Source organism: Sodalis sp. C49 (genome assembly GCF_046352915.1).
In the GTDB taxonomy this organism is placed as follows: domain Bacteria; phylum Pseudomonadota; class Gammaproteobacteria; order Enterobacterales; family Enterobacteriaceae; genus Acerihabitans.
Genome location: NZ_CP163303.1, coordinates 1,347,382 through 1,365,236 on the forward strand (window position 1 = coordinate 1,347,382; position 17,855 = coordinate 1,365,236).

The window sequence follows — 17,855 nt, forward strand, 5'->3', positions numbered from 1 at the left end:
GCGCCCCATGGCACGGTATGCCCGCCAGCACCAAGCCTAAAACAAACGTGTTAAAGGGAGAGCGTGCCGATGGGGTCGAATTGGGCATGGTGTTTCTGCCCAACCAAGGCCCCATGGCACGGTATGCCCGCCAGCACCGGGCCTAAAGCAATCGTGTTAAAGGGAGAGCGTGCCAATGGGGTCGAATCGGGCGTGATTTTCCCGCCCGACCGAGCGCCCCATGGCACGGTATGCCCGCCAACACCGCGCTTAAAGCAGACGTGTTCAAGGGAGAGCGTGCCAATGGGGCTTATTTACGCCATGGCGACGCTATCCACCAGCGCCATTTCCTCGCTATTCAACAACCGCTCGATATCCACCAGGATAAGCATCCGTTCGCCAAGCGACCCCAGGCCCGTCAGATACTCGGTCGCCAGGGTCACGGCAAATTCCGGCGCCGGGCGGATCTGCTCGGCGGTCAACGACAGCACGTCGGAAACGCCGTCGACAACAATGCCCACCACCCGCTGGTACAGGTTCAGCACAATCACGACCGTATTGTCATTGTACATAACATCCGACTGCGCGAACTTAATGCGCAGATCCAATATCGGCACAATCACGCCGCGCAGATTGGTAACGCCTTTGATAAAGGCCGGCGTATTAGCGATCCGCGTCACCTGATCATAACCACGGATCTCCTGTACCTTCAGGATATCAATACCATATTCTTCATCGCCCAGCGTAAAGATCAGAAACTCCTGACCCACGGTTTCTCCGTTCAGCGCGGTGACGCTTGCAAGTCCTGCCATGGTTTTCACCTTTTAATCAGTCGGCTAAATAAGATAAATTAAGCAGCACCGGCCAACCGTTTACTACGGTTCAGGGCCTGTAGTGCGGACACATCGATAATCAGCGCCACGCTGCCATCGCCAAGAATGGTGGCGGCGGAAATTCCCGGTACCTTGCGATAATTGCTTTCCAGGTTTTTCACCACCACCTGATGCTGGCCGATAAGCTGATCCACCAGCAGGGCATAACGTCGCCCCGCGCTTTGCAGGATCACCACGATGCCCTGGGTCGGATCGGTCTTGGCGCCGTTGATATCAAACAAATGGTGCATTTCCACCAGCGGCAGGTATTCGCCGCGCACCTGCAAGACCTGCTCGCCGCCGGCAAGCGGGTGCAAATCGTCCGCCTGCGGCTGCAACGACTCCATCACGGTATTCAGCGGCAGGATAAACACATCCTGGTTTACCCGTACCGACATACCGTCCAGGATCGCCAGCGTCAGGGGCAGCAGGATGCGGATGGTGGTGCCTTTGCCGGCCTGGGACAAAATATCCACATGGCCGCCCATCGCCTGAATGTTGCGTTTCACCACATCCATGCCCACCCCGCGTCCGGAAACATCGGTCACCTGTTCGGCGGTGGAAAATCCCGGCGCGAAAATCAACATGCCCACTTCTTCGTCGGTCATGCTGTCGCTCACCGGCAGTCCCTGGGACAACGCTTTGGCCAGAATTCTTTCGCGGTTAAGGCCGGCGCCATCGTCGATCACCTCGATACAAATGTTGCCCCCCTGATGCTCGGCGCGCAGCTGCAGGTTGCCGACGGCCGGCTTGCCGAGCGCCGTACGGATATCCGGCGACTCAATCCCGTGATCGAGACTATTGCGCACCAAATGGGTCAACGGATCGATAATACGTTCGATCAGGCTCTTATCCAGCTCGGTTGAACTACCCTCAAGCGTCAGCTCCACCTGCTTATCCAGCTTGGCGGCGAGATCCCGCACCAGGCGCGGGAAACGGTTAAAGACATACTCCATCGGCATCATGCGGATCGACATCACCGATTCCTGCAGATCGCGGGCATTGCGTTCCAATTGCCCCATGCTGATCATTAAATCGCTATGTTCCACCGGATCCAGCGCGCCGGCGCGCTGGGCAATCATGGACTGCGTAATCACCAGTTCGCCGACCAGATTGATCAACTGGTCCACTTTCTCTACCGCCACCCGGATACTGGTATCAGCGGGTTTGACTCGTGCCGCGCCGGTATCGGCCTGTCTGGCCGGCGCGCCCGCGGCGTTGATGGGCGTGACATTATCGGCGTGGCCGGCGTGCGCGATTTCGCCGACCTGGGCCTGGCCGGCGGCGGCCGGCAACGGGTTGGCATCGGGGGCTTCGGGGGCTTCGGCTACGGTCGCGGCGTCGGGCTCGGCGTCAAAATGAATCTGATCGGCATCCAGCACAAAACACAGCACTGCGCAGATGTCATCCTCGCTCACCGTGGTTTGCAGGCTGGCGCTCAGTCCGTCGGGCGTTTCCTCGTGAGCCAGCACCGTGCCGAGATTGCCCAGTTCCTCAAGCATCAGCGGAATTTCACTGGCTTTAAGGCCGCTAAGCCGTATGCGCAGCGCAGCATCCGCCGCGTCCGTTTGACCGGGACGCGGCGCCGCGTTCTGCTGGACATTGTCCGCCGCCTGTGCGACGGCGCCGTCGGCCGGCGCCACGGCGCCTTTAGCTTCCAAAGCCAGCTGGCGCAGCGCTTCGCAGATATAAGCAAAGCTTGCCGCATCAGGCTCCTGAGCCGTTTTGTAGGCATCTAATTGATCCTGCATGATATCTTTGGTTTCCAAAAACAGGTTAACAATCTCCGTGCTGAGGGACATCTCCCCCCGCCGCGCCTCGTCCAGAAGGTTCTCCAGCAAATGCGTGGTTTCCTGCAATACCGTAAAACCGAAGGTTCCCGCCCCGCCTTTAATCGAATGGGCGGCGCGAAAAATCGCATTCAGCTGTTCGCTATCCGGATTTTGCGGATCCAGTACCAGCAGGTGCTGTTCCATATCCGCCAGCAGTTCGGCGGCTTCATCAAAAAAAGTTTGGTAAAAAGCGCTTAATTCCATGCTCACGAAATCACCTCTGCTGTGAATCACGTTCGTTAAACGGCGAGGCAGCCGGAACGGAGGCCCCGGATGGCAAAGTAGCCGGGGCTGCGGCCGGTCCCCCGGATGATGAACTCGCCGGCGCCGCGTTGACGCCGGCATTGGTCTGCCGGGCGGTGGACGGCACAGGTTCCGCGGTTCCTGGCGGGGTTACCGCCGACTCCCCTGCCGCTGGCGGCGCCGCGGGTTTCACTGGCGTCGATTCCGGTGTTCCCGGCGCCGCCGGGTCCGGAACCGGCGGCGTATCGGTAGCGTCCTTAAATGACGGCTGCTGCGTTAATCCTTTCGAGTTATTGATTTCCATCCCCTGGCTTTGCACGTTTTCATGTGCAATGCTCAGTTCCGTTTGCTTATTCAGCACCAGCAGGCTGATGCGGCGGTTAATCGCCGCGTCGGGCTGCTGCGGCGCAAGGCTCATGGTGGCGGCCATGCCCACCACCCGCAGGATTTTGCCTTCCGACAGCCCGCCGGTGATAAGTTCCCGCCTGGACGCGTTGGCGCGTTCAGCCGATAATTCCCAGTTACTGTAGCCGCGTTCGCCATTGGCGTAGGGGGCGGCGTCGGTATGCCCCGATATGCTGATTTTATTGGGAATATCATTGAGGATCGGCGCGATGCCGCGCAGCACATCCCGCATATAGGGTTCCACCCGCGCGCTGCCGGTTTCAAACATCGGCCGGTTCTGGCTATCGAGGATCTGGATACGCAGCCCCTCGTCCACCAGATTGATAAGCAACTGGGGACGCAGCACCCGCAGGCGCGGATCGGATTCAATAAGCTGGTCCAGGCGCTCGCGCAGCTTGTTCAGCCGTTTCTTTTCCAGCTTGTCCAACAGATCGTTAATGTTCTTATGCACATCGCCCTGCTGACGCGTCGGATCCGCGCCGCCGCCGGGGATGGGACTGGTATCCGAACTGCTGCGATTGCCGCCGGTCAGCGCCACGCTCAGCGGGGTGCGGAAATACTCGGCGATGGAAACCCGCTCCTTTGGCGTGGCGATGGCCAGCAGCCACATCACCAGGAAGAACGCCATCATGGCGGTCATGAAGTCGGCATAGGCGATTTTCCAGGAGCCGCCGTGCTCGGCATGGCGTTTGGACCCACGCCGTTTGCGTACCACGATGATCGGCTGGTTTTTCATGCATCCTCTTCCACCGGCTGCTGTTTAATCGGTTCCCTGGCCAACCTGACATGCGCCTCCAGTTCGCTGAACGACGGGCGCTCGGCGGAGAACAGCGTTTTTCGCCCAAACTCCACGGCGATTTGCGGCGCATAGCCATGGATACTGGAGAGCAGAGTAATTTTGATGCATTGCATCATTTTGGTGCTTTCATCTTTCTTTTGCCGCAGCAGCGACGCCAACGGCGAGACAAAACCATAAGCCAGCAGTATGCCTAAAAAGGTACCTACCATGGCCTCAGCTATCATCGCACCCAGCTCAACGGCCGAGCGGTCCGCTGCGGAAAGGGCGTGCACCACCCCCATAACCGCGGCGACAATACCGAAGGCCGGCAGCGAATCGCCTACCTGCCCCAGACTGCTGGCCGGTATATCGCATTCATGCTCATAAGTTTCGATTTCCTCATCCATCAGCGTTTCAATTTCAAACGCGTTCATATTGCCGCCGATCATCAGGCGTAAATAATCCGTAATAAAGTCCATCAGATGTTTGTCGGCAAGAATACGCGGATAGAGTTTAAAGATGTCGCTCTCATTGGGGGAATCGATATCAAATTCCAGTACCAGCATTCCGTGCTGGCGCGCCTTGGCCATTAAACGGAATAATAATGCCATGAGGTCCATATAGAGGGATTTGTTATATTTAGAGCCACGAAATAACTGCGGGAAGGCCTTTATTGTCAATCTGATCGCTTTGCCGTTATTGCCGACAATAAAGGCGCCAAGGCCAGCGCCGCCAATCATAAGAAACTCGGCAGGTTGATACAGCGCGCCCAGATGGCCGCCGACTAAGGCATAACCGCCAAATACGGCGCCCATTACCACAAGGTATCCCACTATCACTAACACATCCGTTCTCCCGGTAAAAAGATGTCGGCCTGCACGCAGCACATCCGGGAAACCGAACGACGACAGTCTTGGCAAGCTTATGCCAGGATATCGTCGTGGATGTCGTCATCCGTTAGGATTGCCCATCACACCGCATGCTGCGCCTGCTCATCCAGCAGCTTGGTATTGATATCGGCCGCTACCGGCAAAAGTTTACGTCTTTTTACCGCCCGGGACGGCGGCTGGCACAAACTGCAGACAAACCCGTAAATGGGCTGATGAGCATAAGTGATAAAGTGGCCATGGCAGTGGCTGCACGGGGTTAGCTGCAGCATGCCGCTTTCGACAAACCGCACCAGGGTCCAGGCGCGGGTCAGCGCCAGTATCGGCTGTTCACCGTCCTGCTGGGGACACTGCTCAAGGTATAACCGGTAGGCCCTGATCACCGCTTCAACACCGGTGCATTGCCCGTTTTGCAGCAACACCTGGAAAATATTGTAAAACATCGACGAATGAATGTTCTGTTCCCAGGTCATGAACCAATCGGTTGAGAACGGCAGCATACCCTTGGGCGGAGGACTGCCGCGCAGCTCCTTGTACAATTTGATCAGTCGACCGCGACTAAGCTGCGTTTCGCTTTCCAACATTTGCAACCGGGCGCCCAACGTAATCAGCTCCATAGCCAGCTGAATATCCTTCGCTTCCTGGACAATACTTTTGCCGGCCATCGCTATGCCCTTTTCTTCGGCAGATGGTTGTCTTTTGCCGCCAGCCGTTCCTGTAGTTGACTGGATAGCAATATGCCGGTGTGGATTTGCTGTAATTCGTCCACGCGGGAATCCTGCGTTAATTGCGTAATGGTTTGGTGATCGTCAAAACGAAACAGGCACAATAGCTGATTCGTTTCGGCCAGTTTAACCATTTGCGGCAAGGTCAGTTTCAGTAAAACATCGGCCATGGTATCGTTAATCCCCAGCCGAAACATTGCCGACGCTTTTTCCTGGTTGATCAAACGCTGCGCCAATAATAAATATGATAAATTTATATCGTAAACATGTTTACGTATTTCACTCGTATTCATTTTCCCATCCCTCTAGACTATGTTTAAAAACATAACTTGGGTGATAAAATATCGCCCGGTATCCGGGGATTTTTCCCCTGGGTGGCTAATGAAATCAACGATACCGTACATACTTAAATTGTCCGGTAATCGAAGCGGCTAATTATAAAAGCCGTACCGTTAAATATTCTTGGTGTAAAATATGCCCAAAATTAACATGATTCATTAAGGTTTCTTCCGTGAAACATTTTTACAATTTAGTGAGATTATTCCTAATTGCGCCGCAACTCTAACGCCGATTCTGTCGTTCATACAATCTACCCCTGGGCAAATTTTAGATAAAGTGTGATCTAGATCACAGAAATTTAGCTTACTTGATCAGAATTGCTACTGGTCTGATGTGATTGCTGATCAAAAAATGAACACAAAAAAAGATTGCAACAAATTTTTAGCAAAAATCCCCGCACAATCAGCGGATTCATCTGATCATATTGATTTTGACAGAATATCATTCGAAAAAACAAATTCGCACCCTAAAATATCTTTTAAAATTAAATTCATCAGTATTAATGCTGTTTTTTCAGGATAAACGTCATGGATACATCAATAACATTATTGAAACATACCAACGGCTTTTGCCCGTCAGGGTCAGATTCTTTTGTATTAAAAATGAACGATTTTACAGTGGAATGTTAACAATGGAAGGAATGAGATTGGGGAGGGAAATGATACGTAAACATTTATGTGGCTGTTAAAAGGATGAGGGCGTGCCCACAACCCAAAATAGCCATGTATGATTATCATCGGCATACTTATTCAAAACTTGAGATAAAACTGATCAAAATATTCGCAAAATATGCAGTAACTCTTTATTTTAGATCGTTTTTTATACCAGGGGATTTGCAACGCCGCGACGGGTATTTATGTCCACGTCCGTTAGGGAAAATAAGGGTGATAACGCATAACGTTATCATACAGCTACAAAAATGCCGCCGTAATTCCGGTCCGGGTTTACGGCGGCTATACGTTGAGCAGGGCTATGTCACGGACCCCGGGGCAAGCGTCCCGCTGGCCGGGACCTATGCCGTTCCCTCCGCCCCCGGCCAGCGTAAGGGCGCGGCGGCGGGTACGGGACGATAGGCTTTAATGCGCCGCCGTGGTGGCCGGAACGGCTTTTAAGTCATTCAGGAACGATTGACGCCAGTGTACGATGTCATTTTTATTAATCACCTTCATCATTTCCGCATGGCGAGAAATGCGCTCTTCCAGCGGCATACAGAGCGCTTTATCCAGGGCGGCGGCGACACCGTCGCGGTCATAAGGATTCACCAGCAACGCCGAGGTAAGCTCGTTGGCGGCCCCGGCAAAACGGGAAAGAATCAGTACGCCCGGATTGGCGGGATCCTGTGAGGCGACATACTCTTTCGCCACCAGGTTCATCCCGTCGCGCAGCGGGGTGACCAGGCCGACTTCGCAATGGCGGAAAATCTTCATCAGCAGGCTGCGTTCATAATGCTGGTTAAGATAGAATAACGGGGTCCATTCCAGCGTTGAGAAATGGCCGTTAATCCTGCCGGCTTCCGTCTCCAGTTCGTGACGAATATCCTGGTAGGCCTGGACGTCGCCGCGCGAAGTGGGCGCTATCTGGAAAAAACGTATATTGCCGCGGTGCTGTGGATAGTTCTCAAGCAGGGTCTCGAAGGCCTGGAATCGCTCCGGCAAACCTTTGGAATAATCCAGGCGATCCACGCTGATAATCAGCTTGCCGTTCATTTTATCCCGCAGATGCGCAAGCTTAGGCGGCAGCGCCCCTTCCGCCAGTTCACGGATACTGTCCGGTTCCACGCCTATGGGATACACGCGCACCGTGACCGATTTGCCATAGGCGGCAAAGCGGTCTTCATCCAGTTGCTCCACGTCGGTCACCAGCGACAGGTTTTCAATAAAGGCCAAACGGTCGGTTTCCGCCTGGAAACCGATGAGATCATATTCGCACAGCATTTCCAACAATTCTTTTCGCGGCGGCAAGGCATTGAATATTTCCGAGGTCGGGAACGGGATATGCAGGAAAAAACCAATGCGATTGGTCATGCCCAGCTTGCGGCAGGCGGCGGCGAAGGGTAACAGATGATAATCATGGATCCACAGGATATCGTCGTCTTCCACGAGAGGCTGCAAACGTCCCGCCAGCTTCTCGTTAACATGGCAATAACCGTCATAATCCTCACGCTGGTATTGCACCAGGTCCAGGCGGTAATGAAACGCCGGCCAGATAACGGTATTGGAAAAATTGAGATAATATTGATCATATTCGCTTTGGTTCAATGTGAACGCAGCAAACGTAATGTTGTCCTGCTGGTGTTTCTCCAAAGGAAGCTCTTCTTCGCTGATTTTGCCGTTCCAGCCGAACCATAAGCCGCCAGCGTCCTTCAGCGAATCCATAATGCCGACGGCCAGGCCGCCCGCGCTTTCTTTTTTACCTTCCATAGCCGCAATACGGTTCGATACTACTATTAAGCGACTCATAAATCCTCCCCAACCGAGCTTTTGGTTTTAATAGAATAATTATCTTGTTGTTTAAGCAATGACAATAGCCAAAGATGAACGTGCCCCACATCGTCCAAATGATAACGCGCCGCGGTAGCGCCCGGTCCGACCTTTATTGAGATGCCGTTCAGGGCGTTGACCTGGATAAATCCGGCTTCGTCCGTCAAGTCGTCGCCGATAAACAGCGGCGTTCTTCCGGCAAAAGGGCTTTCCTGCATAAAGGCCTGGATGGCGGCACCTTTGTCGACGCCCTTCGGCTTGAGCTCCACGACGCATTTGCCCGGCTGCAGGGCCAGTTCCGCATAACGGCGGGCAAAGGTTTCAGCCACCGCCATGATCGCGTCTTGATATTGCGGCGCCTGGCGATAATGCAAGGCATAGGCCATGCCTTTTGCTTCAACATGGCAGCCGGGAAATGCGGCGATGGCCTGCGTCAGTTCCCGTTCAAGCTTCATCGCCAGCTCCGGCGATAAGTCGGTGCGGTGGATTTCTCCGCGCGCGTCCCGGCGTTCAGCGCCGTGCACGCCGGCCGCAGGGCCATGCAGTGGCGCGCTGAGGGCGTCGAGTTCCGTTAAGGAGCGGCCCGATACCAGCGCCACGGCGCCCCCGCCGACGCTGGAGATGGCATATAAAGTCTGTTTGATATTATCGGGGATGGACACTAATTCGGGCCGTTTTTCAATGGGAGCCAGGGTGCCGTCCACATCAAAAAAACAGGCGAAGGTGTCCAAGGGTATCGGGGGTAGCGAATCACTGTCTGTCATACCTGTTATCCTCCTGTTACCGCGAGCGAGCAGCATTCCGGGCGCATCGCTGGATAAGTGGTTGCGCTACAGCGCATTAGCACAGCCCGGATGACAAGTGGTAAGCGGTAACAAAGGAGTGAGAAGCATTGAGGTGAATTTTAAAATCGTCGTTCTCCTTGAAACTGCGCTGGCGTTATCGCGGAACATAAGGCGCAAAGAAAACGCTTTTGCATGGCCGGTAAGGCATGCTTTCTGTCCCACCTGTCCTTCGGGCGGCAGTGAACACTTTAGTTAGTATAGACAATAATTTTTGATCTGTCATAAATGGCGGCAAACGCCCCGCCCGGCCAAGCAATGGCAGGCAATACTTCAACGTTATAGATAGGTTCCATTTCATGATAGCGTCTCTGCTGGCCTAAATGCGGTAAAAGCGGCCCGGAAAAGTCAAAAATTGTATATAAAGTTAAATACGCCTTGACGTATAAGGCTAAAAAAAAGGCATTTTGCTCAAAAATCAGACAAATATAAACGATAATCAGTTTCATTTATACGCACATATCACTTAAGTAATTAATTATTAATAGAAAAAATCTGAAATAGCCATAGATCAGCGTCATATTGTCAACCGCCATGAACATAAAAAATCATACAAAAAAGTCCATGAATTTTTCTTATGTTTATTTTGACTAATTTGTAATATCATTTTCCGAACAAACCGCTTGCCTTTAAACGGAAGCGCCTGCCGCTTGGCAAAACGTGCGCAGTTCCTTCGCGTGGCGGCCAGCAAAAGCGTTACCTGCCTTGAACGGTGCATCGTTAGACTTAAGTCAAATTTATCGATTCACTTTTGGGAGAGCGGTCTCAAAAAAATATCGTTGAACTTAATTGTGAATTGTTGTTAAAACATTAGGTAACTGTGAAGCTTTATGAAATCTACAGGCCAATAAGAAGCATTTTATCGTTGCTAAAAACAGATAATCAAATTAAATGAGGGTGCGCTATGCCAACGATCATCATGGATTCATGCAGCTATACCCGCCTTGGTCTTACCGGATTTTTGACGGATACCGGTGTAAAAAAGCGCAATATCAATATCGTAGCTGATATCGGCCAGTTGCAGACAAAATGCACGCGCGTGAAGCCTGATGTGGTTTTTGTGAATGAAGAGTGTTTTATCCATGAACCGGATGCGACGGATAGAATCAAAAAGATCATTACCCAGCATCCCGATACGCTGTTTTTCATTTTTATGGCAATGACCAACATCCATTTTGAAGATTATCTGTTTGTGCGTAAAAACCTGATTATCACCTCGAAATCGATTAAGCCCGAGACGCTCAATTCGCTGCTTACGGGCTGCAATAAACATAAATGCCTGGATGACGGCGCCCACAAGTCGCCGGTGGATTTGAACCCGGTGCGGTTAAGCCAGACCGAATCCAATATGCTGCGCATGTGGATGTCCGGTCACGACACCATCCAGATATCGGACCGCATGCAGATCAAGGCCAAGACGGTCTCTTCGCATAAAGGCAATATCAAGCGGAAAATCAAGACTCATAACAAGCAGGTGATTTATCACGTCGTGCGGCTGACGGACACCGTAACCAACGGCATTTACGTTAACGTACGCTGACCATAGGCCCCGTCGCTTTAATGCCTGGGCGCGCGGGGGCTTTTCGGTATCAGGGCGCCGCCTGATACCGTTTTTTTACGTCGTACTAGCGCTCCTCCAGCAAGGGTTCAACAAAAATGCCGTCAGGATGGCTGGTCTCGTTAAAAAACCAAATGGCGGTAGGATAATCATCCAACGCCACCAGATACATCACACCTTCGCTGAATTCTTCTATGGCCTGGATTTTGCCTTTACGCCGTGGCCCGCCATCGGTTTTCACCGTCACCCGATCGTGTAATTTCATGACTTACCTCTAAATATGCCCGATAGCTAGTTTAGTATAAAACACCCCGTCCAGTCAGCCCGTACCCGATCGGCCGGGACATTTATTCCACCCCGGCCAACGTACGCAAGGCGATCCAAACCCGCGGCAAAAGCTATACTTAACAGGCACGTTTTTGCTGGTCTTCACAGAGGGGAAACATCATGGCCTTTGCCAAAGAATTCAATGAACAGCTGCAGCGAGAAATAAGTATAGACGTGGATGCGTTGCTACAGGCGGTCAGGGAGGCGGCGCAAGGGGAAATACATGAACACCAGAGCAATGAACACGCCCATATGGTCACGGCCGACGGGCGCGAATTTAACACCTACGGCGCCCTGGCGGAAGCCTATGACCTGGATATACGCGATTATACCGTGGCGGAAGTCAATCGGTGACCATGGCGGCCTGGCGGCAGCGATAAACACAGAAAAAGACCCCGGCCGATCAGGCCGGGCGAAAAAAAGCATATTCCTTTGCGGGGTGCATAAGGAATTTTAAAGTTCGTTACACTAGGAAATCAAATTACCCGCCCATAGTAGCGGCATCACTTAATTTGGCAAGTAACATAATGGTTGCTACTCTATCGCATTACGCACCACAACCGCGCCAAAAAGGGTCGTCACGATGAAAAACACCTGGCCTCCCCGATAATAATTGTTTATTTTCATATGATTATTAAAAATAATTAGATTTTTCGCCCAATTTTTCCACGCTGGCCCAGCCGGTATTACGCGCTATTTTTTAGGATTATTCTTAATGATACTTTAGGAAAAATGCTGCTTTACAGCACATCGGCACGGTTAGCTTGACCCGAATCCGGCGAACATTTGCCGCTTCCGCGGCAATCCTTCGTATATACTCAGTTTTATAAGATGACGTCAGCCCATTGTCACAACTGTCAAAAAGGCGGGAAAAACATGCCAAGTCTCACCGACCCGTTAGTGGTCATAACCGATTTGGACGGGTCGTTGCTCGACCATCATACCTACAGTTGGCAACCTGCCGCGCCCTGGCTTGATAGGCTTAAGGCCCATCATATCCCCGTGGTGTTTTGCTCAAGCAAGACCACCGCCGAGATTGTGCCGCTGCAAGAGAGCATGGGGCTGTCGGGAACGCCATTTATTGCCGAAAACGGCGCGTTGTTACAGCTTGACGGCGAACTGTCCGGCAGGATCATGGGACAGGACTATGCCGCGGTACGCGCGGCGATGGAACGGCTGCGGCAGGAATACGGTTTCAAATTCTTCGGCTTCGGCGACGTTGATGAGAAGCTGGTCGGCGAATGGACCGGGTTATCCGCCCAGGACGCGCTGCTGGCGCAGCGTCGGCAGGCCTCGGAGGCCTTTATCTGGCGTGAAAGCGACGAGCGGCTGCGCGACTTTACCGACCTCCTGGCCAAGGAGGGCCTGGCGGTGACCCAAGGAGGACGGTTTTATCACGTGATGTCGCAAGGCAGCAGCAAAGGCGCCGCGGTGCGCCGGCTTTTGCAGCACTATCGTCAGCAGGACGGCCGCCCGTGGCAATCCATAGGCCTGGGCGACGGGCCAAACGATATTTCGCTGCTGGACGCGGTGGACTATGCGGTCATCATTCGGGGTTACACGAAAACGCCGGTTACCGTCAGCCCGCAGCAGCGGTATGTTTATCGCACCAACGCCTATGGACCGGAAGGCTGGTGCGAAGGGATGGATTATTTTATTACCTCGGCTTAATCAGAGTCGGATAACAATTTTAAGAAAAAAAAAGCTTGGGGAGAAAACGCATGAGTGATTTTCATCAAAATGGAATTATCGCCAATTTTCACAACCTCTCCGATCGCAAGGTCGAGGAGTTAGAAACAGAGCTGCTGGGGTTTGCCAAAAAGCGCAAAATGGGTCTGATCCTGCCGTCGCTGTTTTCTGAGCTTGAAGGACCGGCGCTGGCCCATATCGTTGATGAATTGGCCAAAGTGCCCTATCTGGAGGAAATCGTTATCGGGTTGGATCGCGCCGACCGCGATCAATTCCTTTTTGCCCGGGATTTTTTTTCCCGGCTGCCTCAGCATCACCGCATTCTTTGGAATGACGGACCGCGGTTAAAGGCTATTGACGCCGAGCTGGAAAAAGAAGGACTTTCTCCCACCGAACCGGGAAAAGGACGCAACGTCTGGTTCTGCACCGGCTATACGCTGGCGTCGGATCGTACGCTGGCGGTGGCGCTGCACGATTGCGATATCGTCACCTACGATCGCGGCATGCTGGCCCGGCTGCTGTATCCCGTGGTCCATCCCAAATTCAGTTATGAATTCTGTAAAGGCTTCTATGCCCGGGTGGCCAACGGCAAGATGAACGGACGCGTCGTGCGCTTACTGGTGGGGCCGCTGCTGCGTTCGCTGGAAAACGTCTACGGCCAATCCCCGTACCTGGATTATCTCAACAGCTTCCGCTATCCCCTGTCCGGCGAATTCGCCATGCGCACCCGCGTCATGCATGATATGAAAATCCCGGGGGATTGGGGGCTGGAGATTGGGTTATTGTCCGAGATTTACCGCAACTACTCGCCAAATCATATTTGCCAGGTGGAAATCGCCGATAATTATGACCACAAGCACCAGCCCCTGGCGGAAGAGGATGGCTCCGGCGGCCTTAAGCGCATGAGCAACGATATTATCCAGTCCCTGTACCGTAAGCTGGCCACGATGGGCGTCAATTTAACCAGCGACTCCTTCCGGGTGCTCAAGGCTACCTATTACCGCAATGCGCTGGACATCCTGGAGTTTTATCATCATGACGCCATCATGAACGGACTGAAATTCGACCAGCACAGCGAGGAGGCGGCGGTGGAATTGTTTATGCAATGCATCCTTGACGCCGGACAAGCCTTTATCGAACGCCCGAACGATAAACCCTTTATCCCGAGCTGGAGCCGGGTGCAATCCGCTTTCCCCGATATTATGCAGCGCATCTATGATGCGGTGGAGGAAGATAATAACGGCGACGTATAGTCGCGGCTGGCGGCAAACAGCGGGGCCGCTGGCATGCGGCCCCCGGTTTGCCCGCCACCGGCTTTCGTTATGCCGCAGGGTGATGAGTCATGCGCGGTGATACCCTGCTCATCATGTGGCTGGCTGTGCCATAAACCCGTTATTGTCTTTGTGCTAAACCGGTCATCGTCCGGGCGGAAAAGAATGATTATGCGCGAACTGAAACCGAATGAACCTCTGGTCGCCGCCCTTGCGCAGTGGATCGAGGATCATCTGGACCGGGATATCGCCTTGCCTGAGCTCGCCGCCCGGTCAGGGTATTCGGTATGGCATATGCAGGGCGTGTTCCGCGCGACCACCGGCATTGCCGTCGGTCGTTATATCCGCGAGCGCAAATTGACGGAAGCCGTCTATCGCCTGCGCAATAGCGACAACAGAATCATGGACATCGCCCTCGATTATGGCTTTAACTCCCAATCACAGTTCACGACGTTGTTCAAAAAATATTTTGGCATCACGCCGCAGGCGTGCCGTAACGATTGCTCGCTAATATTGCCATTAACGCCGCCGCTGCGTTATTAAGCAGGAAGGTCAAGGATCGCCCGGACGAGGGCCTGTCTATTTCTGGATAAAAGTGTTATTACAAATGAATTAATTTAATTCACGCCACACGCGGATCACGGCATTAGCGAGACTGCATGATGCTAATTAAATCAACGTCTTTGCTCTTTTAAATATTCACTTCATTATGTGATATTCAAATAAGCATATCGTTATTCAATTTTAATTTCCGCTTACACGCTAAAACATGACTGAAATAAATAGTAATTCCCCAAGTTTAGCGTACTATGTATAAGTAAGATTAATTTCCCTGGTGTAACTTAAGAAGTAATGTTGCCCGCTTTTTTCGGCGGGCTTTTTTACCACGCCCCATAACGCATTGATATACCATTCCTTTTTTCTGCCTCTTTTCTTGGAAGTTGCTAAGATTTTATTTTTTGAAATCATCATTTGTCTCTACAGGCGACTTTAAATATCAGCAACACTAATCACACATCACCACGACACTGCCCGGCGTAGGCAAAATGCCCGTCGTTATCCAATTTATTATGCCGCGGGCGATCTTTCCAGCATACCGGGGAAGGCGCCTGGCATAATGTCAGGCGCTGTGGACAAAAATGCTTAAATTTTACAGCCTTCACAATCGTCCTCTGCCGAAAAGGCTTCCGGCACTTCCTTGGCTTTTTGTTCGGCATGTTCCTGCGCCTTGGCCAATTCGGCATCAATATCAAATTCAAAAATATCATCGTTCATGGTTCAAATATCCCGTTAGTGAGCACCGAGGACAGTATAACCAATTGCGTATAAAAACGTTAACCCTGCGAGCCCTGGATAAAAAAACCCGGCCATTGCCGGGTTACGTCGCGAAAAAAATGCAGGGTCAGATTTCGAGCCCTTTCTTGCTCTTCTTGTCCGCGCGCTTTTCCTTCAGTGTCTTCTCCGGTCTCTTCTTGGCTGACTTGTCCTTACCTCTACTCATAAACACCTCGCTTACTTGTCAGATTTAGGGGGTTGACCAAAAGACTTCCCGATAACACCCGGGCCACCTAGAGTTATCAAACCTGGACGCTAAATGCAAGAAGGAACGATTACCGCGCTTTATCGGGATGATCCTTCAGCCAGTTGTTCATGGTATCGATCTCGGCTTTTTGCGCTTTAATCACCCTCTCCGCCATCTGCCGCATCCGGGGGTCCTTACCGTATTTTAATTCGGTCTCCGCCATGGCGATAGCGCCCCGGTGGTGTGGAATCATACCGCGGGCAAAAGCGACGTCGGGGTCTTGGGCTTTCACCCCTTCCGCCATATCCTTATGCATGTCCTGCATGGCGGCCATATAGTCCTGGCTGGACTTACTGAGCCCGGCCGCCGACCCATGATCCATGTTCATGCCGGGCATGGCGTCGTCAGCCCAAACGGAAGACGACGCGCACGGCAAGGTTAACATCAACAGCGACAGCATCACGTATTTGCTCATATTCCCTCCTGTTATTATTTATGCCCGGTCTCGGTCGCGGCGTCATCCTGACCGATGATATAAGACTTGAACTGCGGCGACATCCAGGCGGTAAAACCATCGGCGGAACGGGTGATAAGATAAACCGCCAGACCCTGCTGCTCGGCCAGCGCCTGGGCTTTTTCGGTGCCCAGCACCATCAGTCCGGTATCCCAGCCGTCCGCTTCCAGGGCGGTGGGCGCGATAACCGTGGCCGACACCAGCTTATGTTCAATTGGCCTGCCGGTCGCCGGGTCGATGATATGCGAGAGCCGTTTTCCCTGCAATTCATAGTAATTGCGATAACTGCCCGACGTACTGATGCCGTGTCCCTGCAAATCGACTATAGCCTGGGCGCCGATTTCCCGATCGGTCGGCCGCTGGATCGCCACGCGCCACGGTATTCCCTGCGGCGAAAGACCGCGCGAGATCACGGCGCCCCCCACCGAGACCAGATAGCGGGTAATGCCGCGCCGTTCCAGCAGCGCGGCGAGATGATCGGTGGCGGCGCCCTCGCCCAGCGTGGACAAATCCACATACAGGTCCGGCAGATCTTTTTGCAGCCATTGCCCCTGGCTATCTTCGATAAGCCTCAGGTGGCGCAGCCCGACCCGGGCGCGGGCACTGTCGATGTCCTGCTGTTCGGGCAACGCCCGCGGCTGTTTATCCGGACCGAATCCCCAGAGATTCACCAGCGGCCCGACGGTGATATCCATGGCGCCGCCGGTTTTCACCCCGATACGCAGCGCGGTGGTGACAATATCGGCCATATTGGCGGTAATGGGCTGCGGATCGGTGCCGCGGTACTGGTTGAAACGCGACAAAACCGTGTCCTGTTGATAAGTCGACAATTCATGGTTGTCCTGCTCCAGTTGCCGGGCGATGCTGTCCTTTAATCCCTCTAGGGCCGCCGGCGGAGGCGCGGCCAGGGTGACGCGGTAAAAGGTTCCCATTGTCCGCCCTTCGGCGACCCACGCCTGCGCGGCGTCCGGCGGCGCGGGTCGGTCGCACCCGGCCAGCGTCAGAACCACCGGAGCCCCGATGATCAACAGTATTGCTGCATATCGCTTCATGAATTTCCCTGTTCCACCCTGAAATAAACCGGCCAGCGCCGCCAGCGCTATCTTAATACGTCTGACTGGCTTTGCAAAAATCAGACCGTCATCGGCGGGTATAAGAAAGAAAGCACGATCCCGGCGGGGAACCGGGATCGTGCTGGGTGGAAACGGGACGGGCCGGCAAAAAACGCGGGATCAATGGTCCGGCTGCGTGCCGCCCTGCGCGTAGTTAAACATCCGCTGGACGATTTCGTCGGCACCTTTGATAATTTCGGAGAGATGTTTATCGCTGCGGTTCACTGCCTGGGAATAGGCAATCTCATGCGCCTCGTCGACCATGGTGATGATACGATCGCGGGTTTCGGCATCGATATTGCCCAATATCGTGGTAATCACCACTTGATAGGCATGGGACGTGACGGTAAGCAACTCTTCACGGGCTTCCAGCGCCTCGATGCGTTTGAGCAGCGCGTCATAAAGCGGATCGTTGGCCATATTTTCTCTCCCAGTGTCATTCGGGCAGGCGCCCGACACCCGCGGCCGCATTGGCCGGCG

At 53.3% G+C, this 17,855-nt stretch carries 19 protein-coding genes; 5 read left to right on the plus strand and 14 right to left on the minus strand.

Annotation, left to right across the window (positions count from 1 at the left end):
• Positions 1-293: 293 nt before the first annotated feature.
• From cheW to ABUK12_RS06020, 9 genes are all read right to left on the minus strand, one after another.
• Positions 294-791: a chemotaxis protein CheW gene (gene cheW / locus ABUK12_RS05980; RefSeq protein WP_410015417.1), complete on the minus strand. Its 498-nt coding sequence runs from the start codon at positions 789-791 to the stop codon at positions 294-296.
• A 38-nt stretch (positions 792-829) separates the two neighbouring features.
• Complete coding sequence (gene cheA, locus ABUK12_RS05985) at positions 830-2,887, minus strand: chemotaxis protein CheA (protein ID WP_410016568.1); 2,058 nt, start codon at positions 2,885-2,887, stop codon at positions 830-832.
• A gap of 10 nt (positions 2,888-2,897) precedes the next feature.
• Positions 2,898-4,067: a flagellar motor protein MotB gene (gene motB / locus ABUK12_RS05990; protein ID WP_410015418.1), complete on the minus strand. Its 1,170-nt coding sequence runs from the start codon at positions 4,065-4,067 to the stop codon at positions 2,898-2,900.
• Complete coding sequence (gene motA, locus ABUK12_RS05995) at positions 4,064-4,954, minus strand: flagellar motor stator protein MotA (protein ID WP_410015419.1); 891 nt, start codon at positions 4,952-4,954, stop codon at positions 4,064-4,066. The genes motB and motA overlap by 4 nt, the downstream gene beginning before the upstream one ends.
• 125 nt (positions 4,955-5,079) lie before the next feature.
• Complete coding sequence (flhC, locus tag ABUK12_RS06000; protein WP_410015420.1) at positions 5,080-5,661, minus strand: flagellar transcriptional regulator FlhC; 582 nt, start codon at positions 5,659-5,661, stop codon at positions 5,080-5,082.
• A gap of 2 nt (positions 5,662-5,663) precedes the next feature.
• Complete coding sequence (flhD, locus tag ABUK12_RS06005) at positions 5,664-6,014, minus strand: flagellar transcriptional regulator FlhD (RefSeq protein ID WP_410015421.1); 351 nt, start codon at positions 6,012-6,014, stop codon at positions 5,664-5,666.
• Positions 6,015-7,136: 1,122 nt separating this feature from the next.
• Positions 7,137-8,519 (minus strand): alpha,alpha-trehalose-phosphate synthase, encoded by a 1,383-nt coding sequence (otsA, locus tag ABUK12_RS06010; RefSeq protein ID WP_410015422.1) that lies wholly within the window; start codon positions 8,517-8,519, stop codon positions 7,137-7,139.
• Positions 8,516-9,304, minus strand: coding sequence for a trehalose-phosphatase (otsB, locus tag ABUK12_RS06015; RefSeq protein WP_410015423.1), 789 nt, complete (start codon positions 9,302-9,304; stop codon positions 8,516-8,518). Before otsB ends, otsA begins: the two co-directional genes overlap by 4 nt.
• A 269-nt stretch (positions 9,305-9,573) precedes the next feature.
• The gene (locus ABUK12_RS06020; protein ID WP_410015424.1) at positions 9,574-9,831 is read right to left on the minus strand and encodes a hypothetical protein; all 258 of its coding nucleotides are present in this window, start codon (positions 9,829-9,831) and stop codon (positions 9,574-9,576) included.
• A gap of 455 nt (positions 9,832-10,286) precedes the next feature.
• On the opposite strand from ABUK12_RS06020, the gene rcsA reads away from it, so the two are divergent.
• The gene (rcsA, locus tag ABUK12_RS06025) at positions 10,287-10,922 is read left to right on the plus strand and encodes a transcriptional regulator RcsA (RefSeq protein WP_410015425.1); all 636 of its coding nucleotides are present in this window, start codon (positions 10,287-10,289) and stop codon (positions 10,920-10,922) included.
• Between the two features lie 85 nt (positions 10,923-11,007).
• Here the strand turns inward: rcsA and dsrB are convergent, their stop codons facing one another.
• A complete protein-coding gene (gene dsrB / locus ABUK12_RS06030) occupies positions 11,008-11,205 on the minus strand; it encodes a protein DsrB (protein ID WP_410015426.1) in 198 nt (65 codons plus the stop codon).
• A gap of 182 nt (positions 11,206-11,387) precedes the next feature.
• On the opposite strand from dsrB, the gene ABUK12_RS06035 reads away from it, so the two are divergent.
• From ABUK12_RS06035 to ABUK12_RS06050, 4 genes are all read left to right on the plus strand, one after another.
• Positions 11,388-11,621 carry a DUF2525 domain-containing protein gene (locus tag ABUK12_RS06035; RefSeq protein ID WP_410015427.1) on the plus strand — a complete coding sequence of 78 codons (234 nt, stop codon included), beginning with the start codon at positions 11,388-11,390 and terminating at the stop codon, positions 11,619-11,621.
• Positions 11,622-12,143: 522 nt separating this feature from the next.
• Positions 12,144-12,938, plus strand: a complete 795-nt coding sequence (locus ABUK12_RS06040) for a mannosyl-3-phosphoglycerate phosphatase-related protein (RefSeq protein WP_410015428.1) — start codon at positions 12,144-12,146, stop codon at positions 12,936-12,938.
• Positions 12,939-12,988: 50 nt separating this feature from the next.
• A complete protein-coding gene (locus ABUK12_RS06045; RefSeq protein WP_410015429.1) occupies positions 12,989-14,209 on the plus strand; it encodes a glycosyl transferase in 1,221 nt (406 codons plus the stop codon).
• A gap of 189 nt (positions 14,210-14,398) precedes the next feature.
• Positions 14,399-14,770: a helix-turn-helix domain-containing protein gene (locus ABUK12_RS06050; RefSeq protein WP_410015430.1), complete on the plus strand. Its 372-nt coding sequence runs from the start codon at positions 14,399-14,401 to the stop codon at positions 14,768-14,770.
• A gap of 600 nt (positions 14,771-15,370) precedes the next feature.
• Here ABUK12_RS06050 and ABUK12_RS06055 read toward each other — a convergent pair.
• The 4 genes from ABUK12_RS06055 to ABUK12_RS06070 all read right to left on the minus strand — a co-directional run bounded on the left by ABUK12_RS06055 (position 15,371) and on the right by ABUK12_RS06070 (position 17,795).
• Positions 15,371-15,502 (minus strand): hypothetical protein, encoded by a 132-nt coding sequence (locus ABUK12_RS06055; protein ID WP_410015431.1) that lies wholly within the window; start codon positions 15,500-15,502, stop codon positions 15,371-15,373.
• Positions 15,503-15,837: 335 nt separating this feature from the next.
• Entirely contained in the window at positions 15,838-16,224 is a 387-nt protein-coding gene (locus ABUK12_RS06060) for a DUF305 domain-containing protein (protein ID WP_410015432.1), read from the minus strand.
• A gap of 14 nt (positions 16,225-16,238) precedes the next feature.
• Complete coding sequence (apbE, locus tag ABUK12_RS06065; protein ID WP_410015433.1) at positions 16,239-17,315, minus strand: FAD:protein FMN transferase ApbE; 1,077 nt, start codon at positions 17,313-17,315, stop codon at positions 16,239-16,241.
• 180 nt (positions 17,316-17,495) lie between these two features.
• Positions 17,496-17,795 (minus strand): hypothetical protein, encoded by a 300-nt coding sequence (locus tag ABUK12_RS06070; protein ID WP_410015434.1) that lies wholly within the window; start codon positions 17,793-17,795, stop codon positions 17,496-17,498.
• Positions 17,796-17,855 lie beyond the last annotated feature (60 nt).